Here is a 26,586-nt window from a genome sequence, read left to right as displayed (position 1 = left end):
TAATAAATAATATACGATGATACGACACTACTTAAAAATAGCCTTTCGCAATTTGATAAAATACAAAACGCAAACTATAATAAGTATTATAGGATTATTTGTCGGATTTACCTGTTTTGCTCTTTCTACGTTTTGGATACATTATGAGATGACTTATGATGCCTTTCTAAAAGGATCGGAGAGAACTTACATATTATATAAAGAATCAGTATTAGAGAATTCCGGTTTCGATACTTCGTCTCCATACCCTTTATCTACTTATTTGAAACGAGACTTTCCGGAAATAGAAGCAGCGTGTGCTTTGACTAGATGGCAAAATGTAGAAATCTCAGTGGAAGGACAGACACCTTTGGAAGGTATTGAGATAGGAGCAGATTCTTGTTTTATGAATATGTTTGATATTTCTGTTGTATCGGGGAATACGGATTTTATGCACTCGGATGAGAAAATAGCCTTAACAAAGGATATGGCGATGCGTCTGTTCGGTTCAACGGATATTTTAGGACAGAAAGTGAACTTAAGAGGTAGCTCTCAGACTGTATGTGCAATTCTTGATGGTTTGGAAGATCATAGCAATCTGTCATTCGGCTTTTGGACAGAAGGTGCTTATTTTAGTAGTTGGACCGAAGACTGGCAGAATTCAGGCTTCATGACAATTCTCAGATTCCATAAGAAAGTGGATCTTCAACTTTTTCAGAAGAAGCTTAACGAATATGCTCAGGAAAAAGAGAAGGAAAATATATTTATTGGGAAATATCGATTGATGCCAATCACAGGTTATTATTATTCAGCTCTAAATACAGAAAGGACAGTCGAGTTTTATTACCTGATTCTTTTTGCAGTAGTAGGCGGATTAGTTATATTGTGCTCTCTTTTCAACTATTTTTCTTTATTCTTTGCCCGTATGCGTATGCGTGTCAGAGAGTTGGAACTGAGAAAAGTGTGTGGCTCTTCTCATATGGGACTATTTATATTACTTTCCGTTGAATACTTGTTGATATTGTTATTGTCAGGATTACTGGGAATGACTTTTATTGAACTTTTTCTATCAGTATTCAAGGAAGTGTCAAATATCAGTGGAAATATTTACGTAGAATCTTTCTTCTATCTGGGAGGAGTTGCCATTACTTCCTTAATTTTATTTCTACCGTTTATTCTAAAGAAGAATTATCATTCCCAAAAGACAGTCGGAAAAGCTTTGTACCGTAAAATCAGTGTCGTGCTTCAACTGATAATTAGTATTCTTTTTATATTCTCAGTAAGCGTCATTATGAGACAGCTTTTTTTCCTGAATAATGTTGATTTAGGTTGGGAGAGAAAGAATATAGCAGTTTTTCAATATCTGTATCCGAATGATTCTTTTAGTGCCATAGCGGATAAAGTAGAACAGATGCCATGTACCAGGGAGGTACTGAAAGGAAATTATGGCTTATTGCTTCAGGGAGTAAGAATTTCATGGCGGATAACAGACTGGGATGGAAAGCAAAGTAGCACAGATCAGACAAATTTGGAATGTCTGGCAGAAAATGAAGAAATAATGCGATTCTATCATTTAAAGCTACTGAAAGGAGAAATGCTGAAAAAAGATGATGTTGATAAGATTGTAATCAATGAGACTGCCGTTAAATCTTTGGATATGCATGATCCAATAGGAAAAAAAATATACCAGGGAAAAGACAGGCATGCGTATACCATTGTCGGAGTCATTAAAGACTTTCATACCAGCCCACCTACAATTCCTGTAAAACCGGTAGCTTTTATAGGTCAGAATAACGAACTCTCTGACAGAAAGCAGATTATAGTCAAATATCATGAAGGGCAATGGCAAGAGCTAAAGCAGAAAACCGAGGATCTATTTGCCAAAGAATATCCGGGAGTTGAATATGTATTGCCCAATATAGAGGAACATTATAATGAATATTTAAAATCAGAATACATTCTTCTTAAATTATTAGGCTTTGTAAGTATAGTCTGCGTGATTATCTCTATTTTGGGTATTTACTCTTTGGTGACACTGACTTGCGAACAGCGATCCAAAGAAATTGCTATTCGTAAAGTGAATGGAGCTATAATTCGGGATATTCTGATTCTGTTCCTGAAAGAATACCTGATATTATTGATCGCAGCGTCCCTCATAGCTTTCCCAATAGGTTATATAGCTATGAAACATTGGTTGGAAAGCTATGTAGAACGGACAGAGATAAGTGCCTGGATGTATGGAGCTATTTTTATCATTGTAGGGCTTATTATATTCTTCAGTATTATAGGCAGAGTATGGAAAGCTGCCCGACAAAATCCGGCGGAAGTAATCAAAAGTGAATAACATCCTTATTATAAAAGCAATATGAAGAACCAATTATCTGCTATCAGGACTTTATCCCGTTTCAGAACATACACGATGATCAATATTATCGGGCTTGCAGTCAGTGTGGCTGCAACGTTGATAATTGTACGCTATATCCATCAGGAGATAACAGTTGACCATTTCTGTAAGGACCTGGACCGATTGTACTTGCTGACTATTCAAAGGAGTAATGGCAGTATTTCGATCGCAGATAATACAGACAGGAATAATGATCCTAATTTTATAGACCCTTTAAAGAATCCGGAAGTAGAAGCATATTCTTATAGTGTTTCTTTTGACGATGATTATATTGTAGTCGATAATCACCGTTACCGGGCCAATGTTTTGGTAACTGATAGCTTGCTTTTGCAGTTGATGGACTATCCGATAGCTTCGGGAATTAAAACTATTCAGAAACCGGATGATGCAATTATTACCCGGAAATATGCCCGGCATATTTTTGGTGACGAAGACCCGATAGGGAAACAATTAACTTCATCGTCAGGTTCTGTACTTACCATTCGTGGCATTGTGGATGAACCGAGTACCAAGGCATCTTTGCAATTCGACCTGATAGCTCCGGTGAATCAGGGGAAATATGCAGACTGGAGTCGGGTGGGATTCTGCATGGTCCGGCTGGCAAACGGAACAGATCTGAAAAAGTATAATGAAAAGATTTCCAAGTCACAGTCATTAATATGTTACAGTCATTCCCCTATACAGTATGGGCTTACTCCCTTGAAAGGATTGTATTTCAATAAGATTGTCGAACCTTCGGGAACTTCTTTTTTGCGAGGGAATATCAACCATGTGATGATTTTGACTGTAGTGGCTTGTATGTTGTTGTTGGTGGGAGTCTTTAATTTTATCAATATCTACACGGTTATCGTTCTAAAGCGGGCACGTGAGTTTGGTGTAAAAAAAGTATATGGTGCGAGCGGCTTTCAGATATTTACCCAGATTTATGTAGAGAATATATATATGGTGGCAGCCGCCTTGCTTATTATCTGGATGCTGATCGAAACTTCAGCCGGGATATTCGCCTCGGTATATGCAATTCCTGTAAAATCGGATATCGTTTTTGATCTGTCGCTGTCTCTCATTTTATTATTCGTGTTGCCGTTGGTGACGTCTGTCTTTCCTTTCTTACGTTACAACTATTCTTCTCCGATCACCTCTTTACGTTCTGTAAATGCCGGAGGAAATTCAATTGTTTCTCGTGTAGTATTCTTATTTATTCAATATGTCATTACGTTCAGTCTGATAGTAGTCGCATTGTTTTTTGTTCGCCAGTTGTACACAATGCTGAATGCGGATTTAGGATATCAGGCAAAGAATATCATTTCATGCCAGTTCCTGTCATTCGAAACACAAAACAGAAGATATGCAAATGATGAAGAATGGCAGAAAGAACGTGACTTGGAGCGGCATAAGGTACAGGTTATTAAACAGAAGATGGACGCATGCCCTTTATTCATTTCATGGGGATATGGGGAGGCACCTATCAATCTGGAACCATACGTCAATGTGGAGAGTAACGGAGAGAAACATAAAATGGCTATCATGTATGTTAATAATAATTATATGGATATGTTTGGTCTGAAGCTGAAAGAAGGAAGAACGTGGAATGATAAAGACCAGTTTGCCCAATATAAAATGATGATAAATGAAACAGCCAGGAAGCTCTTCCGGATAAAAGATATTAATGAAGCTTCACTGCAAACTGAGTCCCGTCTATGGTGGAGTGTGGGGACAGATGAAAGTAAAAATCCTGCTTATCAGGTAGTAGGTGTGATAGAAGACTTCCGGACCGGACACTTATCTATGGGGGATGCACCACTGGCTATTCTGTATGATGAAGGAGAAAACCCTACCGAACCTTTAATGGCTAAAATAGCCGAAGGTAAACGCAAGGAAGCCATTCAATTCTTGAAGGAACTACACAACGAAGTAATGGGTGAGGGGGAGTTCAATTACTCCTTCGTCGAAGATGAAGTTGAAAAACTGTACGATGATGACAAGAGAACAACCCGCATCTACGTCACCTTTGCCGGACTGGCTATCTGCGTTTCCTGCCTCGGATTGTTCGGGCTGTCATTGTATGACATTCGCCAGCGCTACAGGGAGATTGCATTGCGTAAAGTGAACGGAGCTACCGGCAAACAGATCGCTTTGTTATTGGTCAGGAAGTATCTTTATATTTTGGGAGCCGCCTTTGCTGTCGCTATTTCTTTGGTCTATTATATTATTAATGACTATACCAAAGACTTTGCGGTGAAAGCTCCGATAGGAGCAGGGATTTTTGTGACAGGCTTCATCCTTACCTTGCTTATCTCACTGGGTACATTACTCTGGCAGGTACGCAAAGCTGTCCGCATCAATCCGGCATTGATCATGAAGAACGAATAAGATTAAAAATGACTAAGATTACAACGAATGGAACGAACTGCTATGGAAAACCTCGTACTATTAAAACTTATATTCAGAAACTGGTGGCGCAATAAACTTTTTGCGGTCATCTCTTTGGTCAGTCTTGTGGTCGGTATTTCCTGTACCAATCTTTTGATCTCGTTTGTCATCCATGAATATACGATAGAAGGGGAAAATCCAAAGAAGGACCGTATCCTGCGCCTGACTCAGCGACTGCCATCCATGCAGAGCACCGGACAAGTATCATTTGTCTACGGAGGATCGGTTGCCGGAATGATAGCTTCGTTTCCGGAGATTGAATCTTATCTCCGGCTGACCGAGAAAGAGGCAACTCATATTGAAATTGAGAACCAGCGCTTTCCTCAACAGGTCATTGTTGAGGCCGACAGTTCTTTCTGCCGTTTTTTCCCGTACCAGATATTGTCCGGCAATATGAAAGAAGCCTTGACCAAGCCGGACTGTATTGCTTTGAGTGAAGAAAAGGCCATGCAATACTTCGGGAAGTTCGATTGTATCGGGCGAGAACTTTCTGTGGTATATGGAGATAAAGTTGAAATGAAAAAGGTATCTGCCATATATAAGTTTTATGCGCAGTCAGCACTCCGTATTGATTTGCTTGGTAATTCTCAGAACCTGCAGGAAGAAGGAACTTCCTGTATGATTCTTCTCAAAGAAAAGACTGACGTGTCAGCCTTTTGCGAGCGTTTTGAGTCAACAGAACTGCCTACAGTGACAGGTCCCGGTTATTATAAACTCCAGACATTACAAGAATCCTACTTTGACACAAAACTGGCTGATTCCGTGAAAACATTCAGTCATCGGCAGATCGCTTTGTTGAGTATCGGTTTATTATCAGCTTTTCTTGTCTTATTCATCGCTTGCTTCAATTACGTAAACCTAAGCTTTTCGCGCCTGCTGAAACAAGTAAACATGATTCATGTAGAGACATTGATGGGAGCTTCCCATTCATATATTTGCCGGCAACTTTTTATTGATACATTCCTTACCGTATTTATTGCTTTCATCCTTTCCATTCTTGTAATGGGGGACATACTTTCTCTTTTCAATTATTTCTTTGATGCCCGTCTGACTTTCGGTTTCATTCTTTCATGGAAAGTCTTTCCATATATTCTTCTGTTTGTTTCTCTTTTGGCCATTATACCGGCCACCTATATGACGAAGAAACTGAACCGCATTTCTATCAGCGGATATCGGCAATTTTTTCAAGGGAGAAAAAGAAGAAGACTGGTAGCGACCCTTGTAGGCGTGCAAATGGTTATCTCCATCGGATTGATGACTGCCTTTATGATGATACGTACGCAACTTTCAACCATAGAAGAGCAGGGTGAACGCTTTAAAGGAATTTTAATCTTAGGTAATGAGGGGACTGCCCTGACCGTCCCTTTGTATAATGACATTAAAAACCTGCCCGGTATCCAAACTGCCCTGTTATCCAAAGGGCGGATAACGAGTCCTTTTAATATCATCATTCCACTAAACAGGAACGGGCAGGAAGTAATGGTAAATAAAGTTTTATTGACCGAGAACTATGAACTGCTGGACTTATTCAACATAGAACTTCTCGAACCGGAACGAACGAAGGATTTATTTTCCAAGGTAGCCCATCCGGTAGTTGTTAATGAAGCCTTTGTGCAGTTTTTTGTGCCGGCAGGAGAAGACCCGGTGGGGCAGGCCTTAAGCAAATATGCGCAGGACAACGCCGGTGAAGGAACTATTATTGGTGTATGCAAAGATTTCAGACTGACTTCTTTCAACTCTGCCATTACTCCGATGCAGATCATTCTTCAAGAGATTCCGGTTGATCAGGCAACCTACCTGTCTTGTCGTATAGATGAGAGCAGACGCAATGAGATAGTAAAAAATCTCCGGTTGCTGTGGGAGAAACACGAGCCGGGACATTCTTTTGTTTACATAGACGCCTATCAGCAATATATATCCAACAATACAGATATGGTGAATTTCTCCCGATTATTACTGGCTTATGCTATAATCAGTTTGTTCCTGACCCTTTTTGGTATCTTTGGAATTACATGGTATGCGGTAGAACAACGAAAAAGAGAAATTGCGATTCGTAAAGTACACGGTGCTTCTTCCCGCCAAATTCTATTGTTGTTGAACCGTCCGTTCTTCTATTATATTCTGATAGCCGACGTGATCGCTGTCCCTATCGTATATGTCTTGATGAAACGGTGGAGGGAACAGTTTATGTATCCTGCGAATTGGGGAATAGAAGTATTTATAGTACCTGTCGTTTTATTAATGCTTGTAACTTTTGTCACAGTTGTCCTTAACGGATATCATACGGCATTAAGTAATCCGGCTGAGACTATTAAAACGGAATGATCACTATGAATATGTAGTTCTTCAGTATCCAGTTTCTAAGAAGATAAAACGTTCTTCCTTTGCCGTCGACTTTGAAGCTAATCAACCGTTGGAAAAACAGGAAAGGTGGCATCGGACAAAATAAAAAGCTACTCTCTTTGGGGGGAAGAGAGTAGCTTAACTTCAAGATGCACTATAGAGTGCACTTGCTATAAAATACCTATCGAATGCTCATGTGTCAGTTAATAATAGTGCCCTTGACATCTAGTTCTCTGATAGCAGCGACAGTACTGTTTCCTCCGTCATCGGGGATCGTGAGTCTGATGTAACGTGCTTTGATCGATTTTACATAATATTCCAGGGCGGCATCCTGATTCGTGAATCCGAATCTGCCGATAGGAGTCCAGTTCACGTTATCTTCACTAGCTGCAAACTCGACCACTTTGATAGGATTGTTTGAACCTCTGCCGCGCGGAAGCAATTCCACCTGTGCTATTTGTATGTTTTGCTTCATATCTATCACAATATCATACGGTAGCGGGTCGCTTCCACCTTGCCATTTGGCATGCCAGAATGTTTCAGTGTCTCCGTCTATCAGACATTTGGCTAATCCATTGCCGGCTCCTTCTCCCGAAGCTTCCTGTGTCGTAAAGGACAGAACTTCCCAGCCGCTCTTTGATATTTTCGTTCCTTCTTTTATGATGCAGAATCCTGTGTAGGTGTCTTTATCCGCACGGATAGTGGAACTTCGCCTATTTGCACAGGAAGCATATAATTTCCCGGAAGAATGTTATCTTTCAGCTTGTAACTGACTGTGGTCTGATCAACTCCCTGAGACAATGACGGGGATTCGGGTTTGGTATAGCACTCTGCCGGCAGAAGACTGAAATAAGTCTGATTGGCACTGTTGTATGTATCTACTACCGACTGGTTGTTGACTAAAGTACAGTTGATGTTCCATTTATTGCTAAAAGGTACTCCAATGGTAATCGGCAACTCTTTTACATTGTCGACATTGATTTCCTGTATACCATCGTTTATGATAGTTACAATGGGTTCGGAAACTTTAAATCCCAGTAGGAGGGTGGAACGGCCGGGGTTCAACTTCTCTCCTGTAGTGCTTGCTTTGAGTGGGAGAATGTATTGAACATTGTCATAGCCGCACAACGCATGAATCTTTGTCGGGTCGTATACGATAGTGCCTTTTGCCAGTCTGTCACCGGCAGATACGTTAACCGTTGTGTTAGTCATTTGATAACAATCTTCCGGAAGTATCTGGTAACTGGTTCCGTTGGCAGTATTGAGTGAGTCGAGCAGGCTTTTGTCTACGGTGAAGGTGACGGTACTGTTATTCAGTTCCAGTCCTCCGTGTTGTATCCATAAGTCAGCATTGTATTTTTCTCCTACATTATACGATTGCAGAATAGTCAGTCCGTTTTCAGACAATGACAAAATCCCTTCGGATGTATTGCTCGTATCAAAGGTTTCATCACAACCGATAATAGAGAGAGTGATGCAACCTGATATTAGTATATAACTTATTTTTCTCATAATGCTCATTGATTTATTGTGCTTATACAATTACCATCCCGGATTCTGGACGAGGTTTTGTGTCTTTCTCATTTCGTGATCCGGTATTGGCTGTAAGTACATCTTTCTGTTGAATACAATTTTTTCAGTTTCCACTACGCGGTTGAACTCTTCGGTATCATTGATAGTTCCCCGAACATTCATACCGTGTGCATATCCGTTCTGGCGTCCTTCACCGTCTTTGTCGGCAATCATCCAGCGGCGTACATCGAAATAACGTTGACCTTCCGTTGCCAGTTCAATCTGACGTTCGCGCTGAATGGCTGCTCTTTGCAATTCTTTATTACCTACGATACCGGGATTCAGTATTTCTACTTTCGGCAAGCCTGCCCGTTCGCGTACGAGGTTCAGATAAGTCAGTACGCGTGAGTCGCTCGGATTTACTTCGTTGGCAACTTCTGCATATATCAGATAGAAATCCGCCAGACGGAAGATTATGGAAGGACGGTTCTGACTAGCTACACCCGGACTGGTTTTGCTGATTGATCGGTTGAAGCGCTTGAAAAGCATATATCCGGTTGTAGTGGCTTGTCCTTCCTGAACGCCTGCATTACCTCCATTGTAGAACTGGACTTGTTTGCAGGTGACAGGCCATTGGCGTCCGTTGAAGAAGACAGTGTTGTAGAAACGTGCTTCACGATTCAGATAGCGGTTACTGACTGTTACGTTGGTGTAGTTCTTAGAGTATTTTCCGTCATTCTTGTCCTTGTAAGTTCCGTAACTATCTTCTTTATAAAGTGTTGATTTCGGCAGATAGTCGGTTTCCTTGATAGGAAGTCCGTCGTTCATATAGAAGGCGTCTACGAGTTCTTGCGTTACTCCGGTCGAACCCAAACCGTTCTTTTCGCAGCGAGGAACGATTCTTCGGTCGAATGCGTCACCGTCAAGTCCTCCCCAGTCGTTGTTGGCGGTGCCCCAGATGATTTCTTTATTGTATTTCTGAAAGAGGTTGTAAACGGAGGCATCTACGTCTAGAATCTGTTCACCGGTGCTGCTTGTTGTATATTCTTTGTATAACTCGTAGCGGTTTCCGGTTTCTGCGTAATCGATGAAATCTTTGCAGGCGTTTAATGCAGTATTCCATTTGTTGTCATCACGATCCGGGAAGAGTCTTGTACCGTCTGGGTTGGTCAGAGACAGCGCTTCTCTGTATCCCCCGTTGAGAAGGGGGCTGGCTGCATATAGCCACAATTTGGCACGTACGGCCAAAGCGACACCTTTGGTTGGCCATGCGCGGTAAGATTCATTTTCGTGCATCGGTTCCTGTGGCAGTTCATTAGCTACTTCACGTAGTTCCTGATCAATATACGTGATAACTTCATCTACCGTATTTCTGGGAACATCCTGAGTCTCTGTCGCCTCGTATACCTTATCTTTTACGAGGATAATAGGACCGTATTGTTCCAATAGCAGATAATTGTAAAATGCACGCATGAAGCGTACGTTGGCACGCATCTCATTCAGTTCGTCTTCTTCCAGTCTGTCGCCTTGCGTACCGCTGGTTGTAATCACATGAGCTTTCTCTAGGAAAATGTTAGCCTGCCGGATGTATTTATAGCAGTCGCCATAGCGGTGAAAACCAGCGGTCGCCGCATTCTTGTCCGAGTTGTTGGCCTTGGCAGCATTTCCATAACCTACTACTAGTTCATCGCAGATTGCAGCCCACGGATTTTTAAAGGCTCCTACATTCAGGCTGTTTATTCCCGAATAATCGGGGATTCCTGCAAAGACATTGGCATACCATCGTTTGGTATAGGCTACGTTTTCAAATATTTGATCTGTATTTTGCAAGCCTCCTGACATCTGGTCCGAAACAGCCAGATAATCACATGAACTGACGGAGAAGAATAATCCCATCAGCAACATATATATGTGACTTTTACTTTTCATATTTTTATCTTTTATGGTTTTTAGAATGTGAAATCAAGACCGATTGTATAGGTTCGCGGCAGCGGATAGTTAAGTCCGGCATTCGCATTTCCGGCTTCCGGATCGAAATATTTGATATGATCCCATACTGCCAGGTTATATCCCATCAGATAGATACGGGCAGCTTCGAAGCCGATCTTGCTTAAAAATTTCTTAGGTATCTGATAGCCGATTTCTATATTCTTCAATCGGAGGAAAGAGCCATCGCGCAGCCACCATGTACTGGCAACGCGGTTATTAGCATTGTTCGCATTGCTCTTGTGCAGACGGGGAATAATTACATCCTGGCTCGGATTGTTCTCTGTCCAGCGGTTTAATGCAAAGGTACGATAGTTGGACTGGTCGACACCCCATGAGAACGGATACCATCCTTCGGAAGTCTTTCCACCCAATAATACAGAAGTGTTTCCTGCTCCCTGAAAGAAGATGCTGGCGTAGATTCCTTTATATTCGGCATTTAAACCGAATCCGTAGATAATTTCCGGAGTTTCCGGATGACCGATTCCTCTTACACGGTCATAAGAGTCGATGATTCCGTCTCCATTGACGTCGGTATATTTGATGTCACCGGGACCAAGGAGTCCGCCTAAGGTTGGTTGTGGAATTTCCGAACGGAGTTTATAAGTCTTCAGACCGTTAGCGTTAGTGCTTACGGTAAAGTCGTCTTCGGTATAAAGTCGTTCTGCGATGTAATAGAGGTTATCTTTATCACTGACACGTTTGCCCGTAATAGCCTGGTAATCATACTTTGGAGGAAGTTCATCATATTCCAGAATTTTATTGCGGGTGAATGTGAATGTACCTCTTGCGCTAAGTTTTACCTTGCCTATATTTTGATGAGCGTTCACAGACATGTCAACACCTCTGTTGCGAACCTTACCGAAGTTTTGCCACGGATCGTCTCTCAGACCGCCAAGCTGGGGAACAGTCTGACGTTGCAGCAGAATCTGGCTTCTGGTAGAATCGAAGTAATCAAAGATAACTTCAAGACGGTTGTCAAACAAGCCGATATCGAAACCGTAGTTTTGTTTGTCTTCTACTTCCCATCCCAAGTAAGGAGCTGCAAAACGTCCTTCTATGATACCGTTGCCGATACCGTTCAGACCGCCTCCGGTATCATTGTAACCTTGCGTAAAACCTCCAGCATCCATTTTGTAGGTCGGACGGTACAAGAAACGGGTTCCTCCTGTATTGTCGTTACCGGCACGTCCGACAGAGGCTCTTAATTTGAGTTTGGGGACATACTTTTTGATCACTTCCGGGTAGAAAGACTCATTGGAAATGTAGTAGGCGAGACCTACTGCCGGGAAGAAACCGAAACGGTTGCCCGAAGCAAATGCTTCTGAACCGGTGTATCCGAAGTTGCCTTCAATGAAATAGCGTCCGCCGTAACCGTAAGTTAAACGTCCTACCAGACCTTGCTTACGATAGGGAAGTGCTACATTGTGATATTGGGTTTCCTTTTGCATGTACAATAGCATGGCACCCACTTCGTGCTGGTCGAACGTACGTTTATAGTTGATGGCAGCATCTATGTAAATCTTCTTGGTTGCGCTTGTCGCACTATTCTTAGGGTCCTGCAATTCAGGGTTTCCGGATACGACTGTGGCAAATAATAGATTGCCGTTTTCATCGCGTCCCGTAGCATGATATCTTGTCGGATTATATTCACGGCGAACGATCATTTCACTATCATAGTCATAACTTGCGTTCAGGCGTACAGACAAACCTTTGGTGATAAAATCCAGTTTCTGGTCTACATAAACTTTGGATTGAATGGCAGTACGGTATTCTTTGGCGTATCCGGAGTTCATCAATAAGTTGTACGGGTTGCGCATGTTAGCGTCACGTTCCTGTGAGTAGGTTGAAACAGTACCATCACTGTACACAGCCGGAAATGTATAAGGAGGAGTAATCAGCATGGAACGGAATATATTGGCAGTTCCTGTTCCCGGATAATTATTAACCAGATACTGAAGTGCGAGGTCAACTCCTACAGTTGTAGTGCTTGATACGTTCATATCAATATTTGAACGAAGATTGATACGGTCGATGCCGATGTTTGTATTATATTGTTTGGTAGGACTTCCTTTGAAAATACCACTTTCGTTGTAATATGCTGCCGAAACAAAGTATTTTGCTTTTTCTGTACCTCCACGTACATTCAAGGTATATCTGTGTGTGAATGTGTTTTTACGTAACATTTTGTCGATCCAGTTGGTATTTGGATATAGGTCCGGATCGTCATTGTTCCGGTAATGTGCAATTAAGTCATCCGAAAACTGCGGTAATTCCCCATCATTATGGAGTGCTTCGTTGAACAGGTCCAGATAGTCGGCCGAACCAACGAACTCGGGAAGACGGGTGGGGGAAGAAATGGTGTGTTCTGTCTTGAATGAAATCTTTGCCTTCTCTACACGTCCGCGTTTGGTAGTGACAAGTACTACACCATTGGCTCCCTCGGCACCATAAATGGCTGTTGCAGCGGCATCCTTCAAAACCGAAAACGTTTCGATTTCGTCGGGTTCAATATCACTCATGCTTCTGGGTACACCGTCCACAAGTACCAGCGGAGATGTACCACCCGCAAAGGTACTTACACCTCGAATCCAAAACTCTGCGTTATCATATCCGGGTTCACCCGAACGTTGTACTGCAATCAAACCGGCGACTTGTCCGGCAAGACTGTTATTCAGGCTTCGCGAAGGGACAACTATATCCTTTGGTTTGATGGAACTCATAGAAACGACTACGCTTTCCTTTTTCTGCTGTCCGTAGCCGACTACTACAACTTCGTCCAGCGCTTTGGAGTCTTCGTTCAGCATCACATTGATGTTGCGGCGCCCTTTTACTTTTATTTCTTCGGTTACGTATCCAAGATATGATACTTGCAAAATTGCATTGTCGGAAGGAACCATAATCTGATAACGTCCTTCCACATCGGTTATTGCTCCGACGTTTGATTGTCCTTTTACTACAACATTAGCTCCGATGATAGATTCTCCTTTGCTGTCTGTTACTACACCTGTTATTTTAATCTTATTTTGTTGCGTTGTTTCTGAACTCTCTATGCCATTCATCGGCTTTTCTGCATTGCCGGCATTTATGAGTGGAGAAAAACATAAAGAAAAGAACAGAACACCGATTCGCGCGGTTGTGTGCACTTTGTTTGAAGTAAATAAAATGTTTTTCATAATTTTGATTTTAAAATAATAACTAGTTTACTGGTTTTGTTTGTAAACGATAGAGATGGTAAATCATAATACTGTAATATTTCCATAGGCATTGATTGTGTGTTGATTTTTGATTAAAAATTAGGTTGTGAAATATAGAATTTAGTAAACTCTAAGGCGGTATAAGTTCATGGAGAACTTGGTGGAATGAGTATTATGAGTACATATTAATTTCAAATACCTTCTGAAATATTACTTTATCAGAATTATAAAAGGAAAAGATAGGGTAAACGAAGAAATAACTTTTTAAAAAAAACATCAATTTATAGCGTACTTCTGAAAAATATAACTATTTTTGTCGCCAACAAAGCAAAGAAAATCATTCAATATTTGTAAACCTTAAATTTTCAAAAGATGAAAGCTTATTTTTCTAAAATCTGCTACCAAGTTCTCCATGAACTTATCTGAATATATCCTTAATTTATCTATTATTTATCTGATTATTAATATATTGTATGTTTGATCGGAATGAGCTAAAATAGTATTTAACATATTCCTGTTTTGTCTGTCTTATCCTTATTTTACGTTTTGTATAATTATATATGTATCATTATTTTGTAATGAGCGTGTGCCGGTATAGAAAAACTTTTAATGCCTTATTTCAATTAATTTTAAGCAGGTTCATGGGAAAAACAATTTTAAAAATTACCTTTGCAATATTCTAAGTTTTATCTCAAATAAAAAGCATATGAACAAAATGAGAGTTTTTTTATTGTTTGCTGTTTTGGTTGGTGTGATAAGTGCTTGTCAATCAAAGAGCGGACAGACTGCGGGACAAGAGCAGGATACTATGGATGATAGTCTGGCTGTTGCTCCTACAGAAGATGAGAAAACAATCTTCGGGGTAGTAGAAGATGCTTCGATGAATAATTTTATGTTGGTTACTTCGAAAGGAGATACAGTGTTCGTCAGTACGATGGATCAGGAACCGAGTGAAGTCGGTGGCTTCGAACTGGGAGACACCGTACAGGTGAATTACATAGAAGAAGAGGAAGAGCCGGGATCGAATACGATACCAACTGCAAAGAAAGTGATTGTAGTAGGGAAGAAGGCGGACCGGACTAATGACTAATTAATAATCTAATCAGAACTACAGAATGAAAAAGAAAATGTTGGCAGCAACTCTGTTGATGGGTTTATTGGCTGCATGTGGAGGTAACTCTGCCTCAATTGTTGGCTCGTGGGTAGAACCTGTGCCGGGACTGGAAGGACAAGTACAAGGTATTAAGATGGAAGAAGGAGGCGTTGCTTCTTCTGTCAATATGGCTACTTTGGTTTATGAAAGCTGGAAACAGGAAGGAACTAAACTGATTCTGACAGGAAAAAGTATCGGTAATGGCCAGACGATTGAATTTGTGGATACGATGGATATCAAGAGACTGACGGCTGATTCTTTGGTTCTGGATAACCAAGGAATGGAAATTCGTTACGCAAAGCAGAAGTAATTTGTTTGCTGTAGAATTAAAAAAGCTACTTTCCTGATGATTTGTCTTTCGGAAAGTAGCTTTTTTTATAGCTTTTCAGAGATGCTGCTTACAAAAGGTCTAAAGTTTTGAAAGCTTTCACTAACTTTTCTACAGCACTGTCTATTTGTTCTTTGGTGTGAGTAGCCATCAATGCCACGCGTACCAATGTGTCTTGCGGAGCACATGCCGGCGGAATAACCGGATTGATGAATACACCTTCGTCGAAAGCTAACTTAGTAACCATGAAAGTCTTCTCCGTATCGCGTACATAAAGAGGAATGATAGGAGACTCAGTGGCACCGATCTCGAAGCCTGCTTCACGGAAACGTCTCAGAGCATAGTTGGTTGCTTCCCACAGAGCGTTCAGTCTTTCCGGTTCATTCTGGATGATATGAAGCGCTTCCAGAGCAGCTGCTGTTGCAGCCGGAGTGTTGGATGCACTGAAAATATAAGTACGTGCATTGTGTCGCAGCCAGTTGATGATGGAAGAATCAGCAGCGATAAAACCGCCGATAGAGGCCAGTGACTTACTGAAAGTACCCATGATCAGGTCTACTTCGTGTGTCAGACCGAAATGGTCGCATACACCACGTCCCTGTTTTCCGAATACACCCAAACCGTGAGCTTCGTCTACCATGATAGTAGCATTGTATTTATGTTTCAGGCGAACGATTTCGGGTAGGTTTGCCAAGTCACCTTCCATAGAGAATACACCGTCTACTATGATCAGTTTCACTGAATCCGGATTGCACTTCTGAAGTTGCTTTTCCAGATCCGCCATATCGTTGTGCTTATATTTTAATTGCTGTGAGAAGGAGAGACGACGGCCATCTACGATAGAGGCATGGTCACGGTCATCACATATTATATAATCATTTCGGTCGGTCAGGCATGAGATAACTCCGGAATTAACCGTAAAACCGGTAGAGAAGCAAAGTGCTTCATCCTTGCCAACAAAGGCTGCCAGTTCTTTTTCAAGTTGAACATGAAGATCGAGCGTACCATTCAGAAAACGTGAACCGGCACAACCGGAACCGTATTTGCGCATGGCTTTGATACCTGCTTCAATCACTCTTTCATCTCCCGTAAGGCCAGTGTATGCATTGGACCCGAACATTAACACATGTTGTCCGCCCATTTCTACTTCTGTACCCTGCTTTCCCTCAATCTCACGGAAATATGGGTAAACGCCCTGTGCCATAAATTTCTGTGGCAGGTCGTACTTAGCTAACTTCTCTTGTAATAATCCCATGAATTATAATTTATTATACTCATACTCAGATCATTCGCTGATGATCCAATTTCCTTTTATCTTAACAAGTGTTTAAAACAGGGGGCAAAGATAACAAAATTTGCTTTTATCTGTTCTTTTTAAAAGAAAAAAGTTGCTCCCATGAGATTAGAAACCTCTAATAGATCAAAATTTAATATATTTGTATTACTTTTGTCGTCTACAATTGACAAAGATTAGCATGAACGAAAGAATGAAAAGAATAATATTCGTCGTCAATCCTATTTCGGGAACACAAAGTAAAGAATTGATTCTTAACTTGCTGGATGAAAAAATTGATAAGGCGAGATACACTTGGGAAGTAGTGTATACGGAAAGAGCCGGTCATGCAGTAGAGATAGCTGCCAAAGCTGCGGAAGAGAAAGCTGACGTCGTTGTGGCTATCGGGGGGGACGGAACAATTAATGAAATAGCTCGTTCGCTGGTACATACTGATACCGCATTGGGAATTATTCCCTGCGGATCGGGGAATGGACTGGCGCGGCATCTGCACATACCTATGGAACCTAAGAAGGCACTGGAAGTGCTCAATGAGGGATGCTTGGATACCATAGATTATGGTAAGATTAATGGTACGGACTTTTTCTGTACCTGTGGAGTAGGGTTTGATGCATTTGTCAGTTTGAAATTTGCTCATGCCGGAAAGCGCGGACTATTGACTTATCTCGAAAAGACGTTGCAGGAAAGTCTTAAATATCAGCCCGAAACATATGAACTGGAAACGGAAAACGGAGTCAGCAAGTATAAAGCTTTCCTTATTGCCTGCGGAAATGCGTCACAATATGGAAACAATGCATATATAGCTCCACAAGCCACATTGACGGATGGTTTGCTGGATGTGACCATCCTCGAGCCTTTTACCGTTTTGGATGTACCCTCTCTTGCTTTCCAGTTATTTAATAAAACTATTGATCAGAACAGCCGGATCAAGACATTCCGTTGTAAGAAGTTGTGTATTCGACGGGCTGTGCCGGGAGTCGTGCATTTTGATGGTGACCCGATGGAGACGGAGGCGGATGTAAATATCGAACTTATTAAAAGCGGATTACGCGTAGTTGTGCCGAAGACAGAAGAAAAAGATGCAGCCAACGTTCTTCAAAGAGCACAGGAATATGTGAACGGAATAAAACTGATTAATGAGGCGATTGTGGACAATATAACAGACAAAAACAAGAAAATATTGAAAAAGCTGACAAAGAAAGTCTGAAATAAATGCCGATTTCTGATTTATTGTGTACTTTTGCAAGCTACTTAACGAAAAATATCATAAATATTAGAAAATATGTTCAGAACGCACACATGTGGAGAACTGAGAATCTCCGATGTTAATAAACAAATCACGCTGTCTGGATGGGTACAGCGCAGCCGTAAAATGGGAGGTATGACTTTCATTGACCTTCGCGACCGTTACGGTATTACCCAGTTGGTTTTTAATGAAGAAATTAATGCTGAACTTTGCGACCGTGCCAATAAACTGGGTCGTGAATTCGTGATTCAGATCACAGGAACAGTGAATGAGCGTTTCAGCAAGAATGCAAACATCCCTACCGGAGATATTGAAATTATCGTTTCCGAACTGAACGTTCTGAACACCGCCATGACTCCTCCGTTTACAATTGAGGATAATACGGACGGTGGTGATGATATCCGTATGAAATACCGTTATCTGGATTTGCGTCGTAATGCCGTACGCTCTAATTTGGAATTACGTCATAAGATGACAATCGAAGTACGCAAGTATCTTGATAGCCTGGGCTTTATAGAGGTAGAAACTCCTGTACTGATCGGTTCTACTCCGGAAGGTGCACGTGACTTCGTGGTACCTTCACGCATGAATCCGGGACAATTCTATGCACTTCCGCAATCTCCGCAGACACTGAAACAGTTACTGATGGTTTCCGGGTTCGACCGTTATTTCCAGATTGCAAAATGTTTCCGTGACGAAGACTTGCGTGCCGACCGTCAACCGGAATTTACACAGATTGACTGTGAAATGAGTTTCGTAGAACAGGAAGACATCATTTCTACTTTCGAAGGAATGGCCAAACATCTGTTCAAGACTCTTCGGGGTGTTGAACTGACCGAACCGTTCCAGCGTATGCCTTGGGCTGATGCCATGAAATATTATGGCAGCGACAAACCGGATTTGCGTTTCGGCATGAAGTTCGTTGAACTGATGGACATCATGAAAGGTCATGGTTTCTCTGTATTCGATAATGCCGCATACGTTGGCGGTATCTGTGCGGAAGGGGCTGCAACTTATACCCGTAAACAACTCGATGCCTTGACTGAATTCGTCAAGAAACCGCAGATTGGTGCGAAAGGTATGGTGTATGCTCGTGTAGAAGCAGACGGTACGGTGAAATCAAGTGTAGACAAATTCTATACACAGGAAGTGCTGCAACAGATGAAGGAAGCATTTGGCGCTAAACCGGGTGATTTGATTCTGATTCTTTCCGGCGACGACGTGATGAAAACACGTAAGCAACTTTGTGAACTCCGTTTGGAAATGGGTTCCCAATTGGGATTGCGTGATAAGAATAAGTTTGTTTGCCTTTGGGTGATTGACTTCCCAATGTTCGAATGGAGTGAGGAAGAAGGCCGTCTGATGGCTATGCACCATCCGTTCACGCATCCGAAAGAAGAAGATATTCCATTGCTGGATACTGACCCGGCTGCTGTGCGTGCTGATGCTTATGATATGGTTGTCAACGGCGTGGAAGTCGGTGGAGGATCTATCCGTATTCACGATGCCCAGTTGCAAGCCAGAATGTTCGAAATCCTTGGTTTCACACCGGAGAAGGCACAGGCTCAGTTTGGCTTCCTGATGAATGCCTTCAAGTATGGTGCACCTCCTCACGGTGGTTTGGCATACGGTCTTGACCGTTGGGTGTCTCTTTTCGCCGGTCTGGATTCTATCCGTGACTGTATCGCATTCCCCAAAAATAACTCAGGGCGCGATGTAATGTTGGATGCACCGTCTGAAATTGATCAGACTCAACTTGACGAACTCAACCTGATCGTTGATATCAAAGAAAATAAGTAAACGATGAACAAATATCGTTCTCTTTATAATACCACCCTGTCACTCATAATTAATTTATTATTAGTGATGGGGTGCTTTATTCTCTGTCGTGTCATCTTTCTGATAGAAAATTTGAAGGCTTTTTCCGATCTTTCAGCCGGACGAATCTGGAGAATGTTCGAGGGAGGATTCCTTTTTGATACTTCTGCCATTCTTTATACGAATCTTCTGTATATTTTCCTAATGCTGATTCCGCTTCATTATAAGGAAAATGTAATATATCAGAAGATTACAAAGGGGATTTTTGTGACAACCAACCTGATTGTCATTATTATGAACCTGATGGATACGGTTTATTTCCAATATACCCATCGAAGAACGACTGCGTCCGTATTCAGCGAATTTAAGAATGAAGGGAATCTGGGAGGTATTATAGGGACAGAATTATTGAATCACTGGTATCTGACGTTGTTTGCCATTGCTTTTGGTTATGCTTTATTTAAGTTGTATCGTAAGCCGAAGCCGGTAAAGGTAGAGCGTATGCCAGTTTATTATACGGTTCATTTGCTTACTTTGGGGCTTGGAGTGTACTTGTGTATCGGCGGAATGCGTGGCGGATTTACCGGCATGGTGCGTCCAATCACAATCAGCAACGCCAATAAGTATGTAGACCGGCCGATGGAGACGGGGATCGTACTGAATACCCCTTTTTCTATCTTCCGCACGTTTGGAAAGACCTCATTTGCCATACCTCAGTATTTCGATAAAGAGGAGATGGAAGCTTTGTACACGCCGGTGCATATGCCTGCGGATAGTGTGCAATTCAGGCCGTTGAATGTGGTTGTTTTTATTCTGGAGAGCTTTAGCAAAGAGAATAGCGGCTTTCTGAATGAAGAACTGGACAATGGAACCTATAAGGGATATATGCCTTTCCTTGATTCGTTGATGACTGAAGGTCTGACTTTTAAATATTCATTCTCTAATGGTATGAAGAGTATCGACGGAATGCCTTCCGTATTGTCGGGTATCCCGATGTTTATAGAACCGTTCTTTCTGACACCATCTTCTTTGAACACGGTATCCAGTATAGGCGGGGAGTTGGGCAAAAAAGGATATTACACCGCTTTCTTCCACGGGGCGGACAATGGCTCTATGGGATTTGAAGCTTTTGCACGTACGGCAGGGTACACCAATTACTTTGGTCGTACGGAATATAATGAGGCTAATCCGGGTAACAAGGATTTTGATGGGCATTGGGGAATTTGGGATGAGAAATTCTTCCAGTTCTTTGGCAATACTTTATCCGGTTTTCAGCAGCCTTTTGCAGCTGCGTTGTTCAGCCTTTCTTCCCACCATCCGTTTGCAGTTCCAGCAGAATACGAAGGCGTTTTTCCGAAAGGGAATAAAGCTATTCGTCAGTGCATCGGATACACGGATCATGCTTTGAAGTTGTTCTTTGAAAAGGTTTCGAAAGAACCGTGGTATAAAAATACGCTGTTCGTATTTACAGCAGATCATACCAACTCGCCGGAACGTCCGGAGTATGAGACGGAAAGCGGGTTGTTCTCTGTTCCTGTAGTGTTTTATCAGCCAGGAAGTAATTTGAAAGGTTTCCGTAAAGATGTGATAGCACAACAAATTGATATTATGCCTACTGTATTGGGGTATTTAGGGTATGACAAACCATTTGTTTCCTTTGGGTGTGACTTATTGAATACGCCTGCTGAGGATACGTATGCCGTAAATTATATCAATGGAATATATCAATTCTTTAAAGGTGACTATTTATTGCAGTTTGATGGCCGGAACGCCGTAGCCATGTATGCGTTTAAAACGGATAAGTTGCTGGAACATAATCTTCTGGGTCAGATTGATGTGCAACAGTCGATGGAAGATGAACTGAAAGCAATCATTCAGCAGTACATGATACGAATGAATAACGACGAACTTGTTGTGAAATGAAAGAATCAGTGCGCATATTTCGCTTTATAGTAATCGGAACGATGAATGCTTTGATCATGGCCCTTGTTGTGTGGCTGATGATGAGAGAAATGTTATTCGAAGGTGACTATATGGTGGCTAATGTAACTGCGTATATTATAGCCCAGATTCATAACTTTATCTGGTGTAAGTATTGGATATTCCCCGTAGAAAAAAGAAAGAACAATGTCTGGAAACAGATACTATTCTTCTGTTCTGCTTTCGGGGTTGCTTACACTGCGCAGTTTTTATTCCTTATTTTGTTGGTAGAAGGTCTGGATGTTAATGAATATCTGGCCCAGTTCCTTGGATTGTTTATTTACGGAGCTGCCAACTTTATTGCTAATAAGAAGATTACTTTCCAATAAAAAAGGATATAATACGGGGGTCCACAAGAGTTGCTATTCAGGCTTTTCTCTTGTGGACCTCTTGTATTATTTCTATCGGTGATTAATTGTGATTCTGCTCGCTAATCCAAAAAACGTTTGGTGAGTCCGTCATATTCATCAATTCGACGGTCACGGAGAAAGGGCCACCAGCGGCGGACGTTCTCCGAACGTTCCATGTCTATTTCAACTACCATGTTTTCAGGATGATCGTTGCTTGCCTGTGCCAAAAACTCTCCTTGCGGTCCGGCTACGAAACTATTTCCCCAAAACTGTATGCCGTTCGTTTGACCGGAAGGGTCGGGCTCGTGCCCTACACGGTTGACAGAGATAACCGGAAGACCGTTTGCCACTGCATGAGCACGTTGGGAGATTATCCACGCATTGAGCTGACGGGCTTTTTCATCGTCCGTATCGCTACTTTCCCAGCCGATGGCGGTAGGATAAATTAGAAGTTCAGCCCCTTTTAGTGCCATCAGACGGGCAGCTTCCGGGTACCATTGATCCCAGCATACCAGTACTCCCAGTTTGCCTAAGGATGTCTGAATCGGTTCGAAACCGATATCTCCGGGGGTGAAATAAAACTTTTCGTAATAGGCAGGATCATCGGGAATGTGCATTTTCCGATATTTTCCGGCAATACTTCCGTCGCAGTCGAAAACGACAGCTGTGTTATGATATAGGCCCGGTGCGCGTTTTTCAAAGAGTGAAGCAACAAGCACTACCTTATTAGCCGCTGCCAGTTCGGAGTAGAAACCTGTAGATGGTCCTGGGATAGGCTCAGCAAGGTCAAACAGATTCGTATTTTCTGTCTGGCAGAAATAAAGTGAATTGTGCAACTCCTGCAGCACGATCAGTTGTGCTCCGTGAGCAGCACAGGCTTCAATGCTTTTAGCGAGGTTCATCAGGTTGACCCGAATATCTGCGGTATTGGATTGTTGGATTAATCCTACTTTTATCTTTCTCATGATGAATAATTATTTAATATACTACTGAAATGTCCGTTATTGGATAACACCTGACGGATACTGCATGGTGACGCAATGCAGAGAACCGTGTTGCTTGATCAATGCCCGGCAATCAATACCGATGACCTGATGTTTAGGGAATGCTTGTTGTAATACTTCTCCCGCTTTCTGGTCATTATCCGGCTGTTGATAGGTGGGGTAAAGAATTGCATCATTCATAATCAGAAAGTTGGCATAGGTAGCAGGCAGTCGTTCACCGTCTTCTTCTATCTTGTCTGCCATTGGCAAAGCCAGCAGGCGATAGGGCTCTCCTGCCAATGTGCGGAATGTTTTTAATTGTTCCTCCATGGCATGCAGTGCTTCATAATGTTCGTCTTCGGTATTGTCGCATTTCACGTAGGCAATGGTGTCGGTGGAACAGAAGCGTGCCAAGGTGTCGATATGACTGTCGGTATCATCGCCGGCCAGATAACCGTGATCCAGCCAGAGGACTTTCTGCAGGTGGAAAGTTGATTTGAGATATTCTTCTATCTCTACTTGATTCAGTTTCCCGTTCCGGTGGGGGGAGAGCAGGCATTCGGTGGTAGTAAGCAGTGTTCCCATACCGTCGCTTTCGATGGAACCTCCTTCGAGAACGAAGTCAAGACAGTCTATATACTGGCCTTTCAGCGCTCCGGCTTTTACAGCCTGTCCGGTAATCAGATTATCCAGTTCGGAGGCGAACTTCAATCCCCAGCCGTTGAATGTGAAGTCGAGCAGGGAAGGGTTGCCGGTATCTATCATGGTGATAGCTCCGTGGTCGCGTGCCCATGTGTCGTTTGTCTCACATTTCAGAAAGCGGACATTGTCCATGTTTACGGTAGCCACTATCTGTTTCTTTACTTCTTCGGGCTCGGGAGTCACGATTAATAATAACTCACGTTTGGCTATTTCTTTGGCTATGTTGACAAAACATTCTTGTACTTCTTTCAGCATATATGCCCAATCTGTACCGGCATGCGGCCATGTCAACTGTATGCCGCTTTGCAGATCCCATTCGGCAGGCAGGTGAGGAGCTCTCATTTCTACCTGTACAGTCATATTCTTTCCAAAGTTCAATTGCAAATCTTTTTCCGAGCCACTGGGGCTGGGAAGTCCAACCATGATTCCCATCAGATTATATTATATTTAGTTATAAAATCAGTTTATAAAATGAGCAGGTACCAGTCTTTTGACACATACCTTATGCTTTGGTTTCCTGTTTCGGCTTCCGGTCAAAGAATGGATTCTTTGAAGAGGCGCTCACCGGAATAGCCATAACCATTTTGCAGTTTTTCAGCCAATTGAGGCGTTGTGCTGCCAATCCGGCAGAGAACATGACACGGGTATCTACACGCATATCGGCTGCTGTGGCACAAGCGGAGCCGATGGCGATGCCAACGTCAATACTGTTCAATGCACAGGGGACGTCTTCCGTGCGTCCGGCACATGTCGCAAATCCGCAATGTCCGCAATTCAAACCTTGTGCCTGTTCGCGTGTTCCTATCAATACAACACATTCGGCACTCAAGATGTTGTCGGCATCCCGAAGGAAAAACTTCATTCCGTGTTCTTCTACCATAGCTATCATTTTGTCCGACAACAGTTTAATATCTTCATCGGTAATCAAGGCCACTTCAATGATATCAATCCCTTTTCCTTTCGGAGCAGTGCGTGCGGCGGTCATCATTTGGCGTGCTACCTGTAATATATGCTCATGACGGGCATCTCTTTCGTTCAGTATCATAACTTTTCTCGAATTAATTAGTGAGGCAAAGATAACGTTTTTCAAGAAAATACTACCTTTGCCGGAAAGAAAGAATTGAAAACGCCATGCTACATATCAACAATGCTTGTATCGCTTTTGGGACAGAAGTACTTTTTTCCGGATTAAATCTGAATCTGGAGAGGGGGAAAACCGCCTGTATTGTAGGGCAGTCCGGCTGTGGAAAGACCTCATTGCTAAATGCGGTGATGGGCTTTGTGCCGTTAAAGGAGGGGACCATAAAAGTAGGAGATACCTTGTTGGATAAATCAACTATAGATATAATCCGGCGGCAAATTGCATGGATTCCACAAGAACTGGCCTTGCCTTTTGAATGGGTAAAGGAAATGGTGGCTCTTCCGTTTGATCTGAAAGTAAATCGTTCCGTTCCTTTTTCGGAAGAAAGGCTCTATGAATATTTTGATGATCTGGGGCTGGAACATGATTTGTATACTAAAAGGGTGAATGAAGTCTCAGGCGGACAACGTCAGCGTATCATGCTGGCAGTGGCTGCGATGCTCAACAAACCTTTGATCATTATTGATGAACCGACATCAGCGTTGGATGCCGGGTCAACAGACAAAGTGCTGGCTTTCTTCAGGCGGCAGGCAGAGAAAGGGGCGGCTGTGTTAGCTGTATCACATGATAAAGACTTTGCTTCGGGCTGTCATTATTTAATAGAACTATAAACGATATTTAATACTAGCATAAAGGGAATTTATTTTGGGAACCATCGATATTTCATATTATAATTTATTTATTGGCTTGCTATTGCTTGCCATTCCGTTCTTTTATCTTTGGAAGTTCAAGACGGGTTTGCTGAAACCTGCCGTGATAGGTACGCTTCGAATGATTATCCAGCTATTTTTTATCGGTATATATCTGAAGTATCTTTTCTTGTGGAATAATCCCTGGATTAATTTCCTTTGGGTGATTATCATGATATTTGTTGCCGGACAAACAGCGTTGGTACGTACTCAACTGAAACGGAGCATCTTGCTGATACCGATTTCTATAGGTTTTTTGTGCAGTGTAGTAGTGGTTGGATTGTACTTTATCGGTGTTGTCCTCCAGTTAGATAACATTTTCAGTGCTCAGTATTTTATTCCAATATTCGGCATTTTAATGGGGAATATGCTTTCAAGTAATGTGATTGCATTGAATACTTATTATAGCGGACTGAAGCGGGAACAACAATTATACCGTTATTTATTAGGAAATGGAGCTACACGCCAGGAAGCTCAGGCACCATTTATAAAACAGGCCATCATCAAGTCATTCAGTCCTTTGATTGCGAATATTGCAGTGATGGGATTGGTGGCTCTGCCGGGTACGATGATCGGACAAATTTTGGGAGGAAGCAGTCCGAATGTGGCAATCAAATATCAGATGATGATTATGGTTATTACCTTCACGGCTTCCATGCTGTCACTGATGATTACTATTTCACTGGCTTCCCGAAGATCATTTGATGCATACGGGAAGTTATTGGAAGTAACGAAAGAAACGAAGAAATGACTGTTACTGACCGGATATTCCAAAATGTGGCGGAACTGTCTGTTCCGAATTTTTTCATTACTGTAGAGTTCTCGGTAATGGGAAATGAAATGCCGGAACATATCGAATCTTTCGTTTTGGAAAAATATCAAGCTATTCTTCATGGCGCAAACGGACGCAAATTTGTCTATACAGAAGGAGGGTGGCGTCTTTTTTTCACTTTCTTTCCTACAGACAAAGTGGTAGATGAACGGTATGCACTAAAGAATAAGGTGCAGATGAAGTTTCACAAATAAATATTTCTTCCATTCAGGAAAGAGA

20 protein-coding genes are annotated in these 26,586 nt (G+C 42.1%); 12 read left to right on the top strand and 8 right to left on the bottom strand.

The features are described 5' to 3' along the window. The first annotated feature begins 16 nt into the window (after positions 1–16). The 3 genes from DW640_RS07660 to DW640_RS07650 are packed head-to-tail and all read left to right on the top strand — an operon-like array spanning position 17 to position 7,138. Positions 17–2,323 carry an ABC transporter permease gene (locus DW640_RS07660; RefSeq protein ID WP_199610269.1) on the top strand — a complete coding sequence of 769 codons (2,307 nt, stop codon included), beginning with the start codon at positions 17–19 and terminating at the stop codon, positions 2,321–2,323. A 21-nt stretch (positions 2,324–2,344) separates the two neighbouring features. Further along, a complete protein-coding gene (locus DW640_RS07655) occupies positions 2,345–4,753 on the top strand; it encodes an ABC transporter permease (RefSeq protein WP_117577743.1) in 2,409 nt (802 codons plus the stop codon). A gap of 27 nt (positions 4,754–4,780) precedes the next feature. Beyond that, a complete protein-coding gene (locus DW640_RS07650) occupies positions 4,781–7,138 on the top strand; it encodes an ABC transporter permease (RefSeq protein WP_117577742.1) in 2,358 nt (785 codons plus the stop codon). Positions 7,139–7,355: 217 nt separating this feature from the next. Here DW640_RS07650 and DW640_RS23940 read toward each other — a convergent pair whose 3' ends face one another. From DW640_RS23940 to DW640_RS07635, 4 genes are all read right to left on the bottom strand, one after another. Then, positions 7,356–7,712, bottom strand: a complete 357-nt coding sequence (locus tag DW640_RS23940) for a discoidin domain-containing protein (RefSeq protein ID WP_233525432.1) — start codon at positions 7,710–7,712, stop codon at positions 7,356–7,358. 101 nt (positions 7,713–7,813) lie between these two features. Further along, positions 7,814–8,668 (bottom strand): DUF1735 domain-containing protein, encoded by an 855-nt coding sequence (locus DW640_RS07645; protein WP_233525430.1) that lies wholly within the window; start codon positions 8,666–8,668, stop codon positions 7,814–7,816. Between the two features lie 30 nt (positions 8,669–8,698). Further along, complete coding sequence (locus tag DW640_RS07640; protein WP_117577740.1) at positions 8,699–10,597, bottom strand: RagB/SusD family nutrient uptake outer membrane protein; 1,899 nt, start codon at positions 10,595–10,597, stop codon at positions 8,699–8,701. A gap of 20 nt (positions 10,598–10,617) precedes the next feature. Beyond that, entirely contained in the window at positions 10,618–13,830 is a 3,213-nt protein-coding gene (locus DW640_RS07635) for a TonB-dependent receptor (RefSeq protein ID WP_016267555.1), read from the bottom strand. Between the two features lie 727 nt (positions 13,831–14,557). Here DW640_RS07635 and DW640_RS07630 point away from each other — a divergent pair. Then, on the top strand, positions 14,558–14,941 hold the full coding sequence (locus DW640_RS07630) for a hypothetical protein (RefSeq protein WP_032813409.1): 384 nt from the start codon (positions 14,558–14,560) through the stop codon (positions 14,939–14,941). Between the two features lie 25 nt (positions 14,942–14,966). Beyond that, positions 14,967–15,314: a lipocalin family protein gene (locus DW640_RS07625; protein ID WP_008761537.1), complete on the top strand. Its 348-nt coding sequence runs from the start codon at positions 14,967–14,969 to the stop codon at positions 15,312–15,314. An 88-nt stretch (positions 15,315–15,402) separates the two neighbouring features. Here the strand turns inward: DW640_RS07625 and DW640_RS07620 are convergent, their stop codons facing one another. Then, entirely contained in the window at positions 15,403–16,587 is a 1,185-nt protein-coding gene (locus DW640_RS07620) for an aminotransferase class I/II-fold pyridoxal phosphate-dependent enzyme (protein ID WP_055298452.1), read from the bottom strand. A 220-nt stretch (positions 16,588–16,807) separates the two neighbouring features. Between DW640_RS07620 and DW640_RS07615 the strand changes: the two genes are divergently transcribed. From DW640_RS07615 to DW640_RS07600, 4 genes are all read left to right on the top strand, one after another. Next, the gene (locus DW640_RS07615) at positions 16,808–17,833 is read left to right on the top strand and encodes a diacylglycerol kinase family protein (protein WP_008761539.1); all 1,026 of its coding nucleotides are present in this window, start codon (positions 16,808–16,810) and stop codon (positions 17,831–17,833) included. A gap of 75 nt (positions 17,834–17,908) precedes the next feature. After that, on the top strand, positions 17,909–19,672 hold the full coding sequence (gene aspS / locus DW640_RS07610; protein WP_008765710.1) for an aspartate--tRNA ligase: 1,764 nt from the start codon (positions 17,909–17,911) through the stop codon (positions 19,670–19,672). A gap of 3 nt (positions 19,673–19,675) precedes the next feature. Then, entirely contained in the window at positions 19,676–21,613 is a 1,938-nt protein-coding gene (locus DW640_RS07605; protein WP_199610267.1) for an LTA synthase family protein, read from the top strand. Next, a complete protein-coding gene (locus DW640_RS07600) occupies positions 21,610–21,999 on the top strand; it encodes a GtrA family protein (RefSeq protein ID WP_117577738.1) in 390 nt (129 codons plus the stop codon). Before DW640_RS07605 ends, DW640_RS07600 begins: the two co-directional genes overlap by 4 nt. Before the next feature lie 101 nt (positions 22,000–22,100). Here DW640_RS07600 and DW640_RS07595 read toward each other — a convergent pair whose 3' ends face one another. The 3 genes from DW640_RS07595 to DW640_RS07585 all read right to left on the bottom strand — a co-directional run bounded on the left by DW640_RS07595 (position 22,101) and on the right by DW640_RS07585 (position 24,750). Further along, complete coding sequence (locus tag DW640_RS07595; RefSeq protein WP_117577736.1) at positions 22,101–22,985, bottom strand: carbon-nitrogen hydrolase; 885 nt, start codon at positions 22,983–22,985, stop codon at positions 22,101–22,103. A 36-nt stretch (positions 22,986–23,021) separates the two neighbouring features. Then, positions 23,022–24,137, bottom strand: coding sequence for an agmatine deiminase family protein (locus tag DW640_RS07590; protein WP_117577734.1), 1,116 nt, complete (start codon positions 24,135–24,137; stop codon positions 23,022–23,024). Between the two features lie 70 nt (positions 24,138–24,207). Then, complete coding sequence (locus DW640_RS07585; protein WP_022472026.1) at positions 24,208–24,750, bottom strand: ferredoxin domain-containing protein; 543 nt, start codon at positions 24,748–24,750, stop codon at positions 24,208–24,210. Positions 24,751–24,836: 86 nt separating this feature from the next. Here DW640_RS07585 and DW640_RS07580 point away from each other — a divergent pair, with 86 nt between their 5' ends. From DW640_RS07580 to DW640_RS07570, 3 genes are read left to right on the top strand one after another with little or no spacing between them, the layout of a single operon-like run. Then, complete coding sequence (locus DW640_RS07580) at positions 24,837–25,457, top strand: ATP-binding cassette domain-containing protein (RefSeq protein WP_008761546.1); 621 nt, start codon at positions 24,837–24,839, stop codon at positions 25,455–25,457. A gap of 34 nt (positions 25,458–25,491) precedes the next feature. Beyond that, on the top strand, positions 25,492–26,286 hold the full coding sequence (locus tag DW640_RS07575) for an ABC transporter permease (RefSeq protein ID WP_008761547.1): 795 nt from the start codon (positions 25,492–25,494) through the stop codon (positions 26,284–26,286). Then, entirely contained in the window at positions 26,283–26,561 is a 279-nt protein-coding gene (locus DW640_RS07570; protein ID WP_008761548.1) for a hypothetical protein, read from the top strand. The genes DW640_RS07575 and DW640_RS07570 overlap by 4 nt, the downstream gene beginning before the upstream one ends. The last annotated feature ends 25 nt before the right edge of the window (positions 26,562–26,586 follow it).

The organism is Bacteroides sp. AM23-12 (genome assembly GCF_003434395.1).
Lineage (GTDB): Bacteria > Bacteroidota > Bacteroidia > Bacteroidales > Bacteroidaceae > Bacteroides > Bacteroides thetaiotaomicron.
This window is presented reverse-complemented; position numbering and strand designations above follow the sequence as displayed.

What these genes read in the sequence shown, in the direction of transcription:
- DW640_RS07660 (WP_199610269.1), top strand. Translation starts at nt 17, where the DNA reads ATGATACGACACTACTTAAAAATAGCCTTTCGCAATTTGATAAAATAC.
- DW640_RS07655 (WP_117577743.1), top strand. Translation starts at nt 2,345, where the DNA reads ATGAAGAACCAATTATCTGCTATCAGGACTTTATCCCGTTTCAGAACA.
- DW640_RS07650 (WP_117577742.1), top strand. Translation starts at nt 4,781, where the DNA reads ATGGAACGAACTGCTATGGAAAACCTCGTACTATTAAAACTTATATTC.
- DW640_RS07645 (WP_233525430.1), bottom strand. Translation starts at nt 8,668, where the DNA reads ATGAGAAAAATAAGTTATATACTAATATCAGGTTGCATCACTCTCTCT.
- DW640_RS07640 (WP_117577740.1), bottom strand. Translation starts at nt 10,597, where the DNA reads ATGAAAAGTAAAAGTCACATATATATGTTGCTGATGGGATTATTCTTC.
- DW640_RS07635 (WP_016267555.1), bottom strand. Translation starts at nt 13,830, where the DNA reads ATGAAAAACATTTTATTTACTTCAAACAAAGTGCACACAACCGCGCGA.
- DW640_RS07630 (WP_032813409.1), top strand. Translation starts at nt 14,558, where the DNA reads ATGAACAAAATGAGAGTTTTTTTATTGTTTGCTGTTTTGGTTGGTGTG.
- DW640_RS07625 (WP_008761537.1), top strand. Translation starts at nt 14,967, where the DNA reads ATGAAAAAGAAAATGTTGGCAGCAACTCTGTTGATGGGTTTATTGGCT.
- DW640_RS07620 (WP_055298452.1), bottom strand. Translation starts at nt 16,587, where the DNA reads ATGGGATTATTACAAGAGAAGTTAGCTAAGTACGACCTGCCACAGAAA.
- DW640_RS07615 (WP_008761539.1), top strand. Translation starts at nt 16,808, where the DNA reads ATGAACGAAAGAATGAAAAGAATAATATTCGTCGTCAATCCTATTTCG.
- aspS (WP_008765710.1), top strand. Translation starts at nt 17,909, where the DNA reads ATGTTCAGAACGCACACATGTGGAGAACTGAGAATCTCCGATGTTAAT.
- DW640_RS07605 (WP_199610267.1), top strand. Translation starts at nt 19,676, where the DNA reads ATGAACAAATATCGTTCTCTTTATAATACCACCCTGTCACTCATAATT.
- DW640_RS07600 (WP_117577738.1), top strand. Translation starts at nt 21,610, where the DNA reads ATGAAAGAATCAGTGCGCATATTTCGCTTTATAGTAATCGGAACGATG.
- DW640_RS07595 (WP_117577736.1), bottom strand. Translation starts at nt 22,985, where the DNA reads ATGAGAAAGATAAAAGTAGGATTAATCCAACAATCCAATACCGCAGAT.
- DW640_RS07590 (WP_117577734.1), bottom strand. Translation starts at nt 24,137, where the DNA reads ATGGGAATCATGGTTGGACTTCCCAGCCCCAGTGGCTCGGAAAAAGAT.
- DW640_RS07585 (WP_022472026.1), bottom strand. Translation starts at nt 24,750, where the DNA reads ATGATACTGAACGAAAGAGATGCCCGTCATGAGCATATATTACAGGTA.
- DW640_RS07580 (WP_008761546.1), top strand. Translation starts at nt 24,837, where the DNA reads ATGCTACATATCAACAATGCTTGTATCGCTTTTGGGACAGAAGTACTT.
- DW640_RS07570 (WP_008761548.1), top strand. Translation starts at nt 26,283, where the DNA reads ATGACTGTTACTGACCGGATATTCCAAAATGTGGCGGAACTGTCTGTT.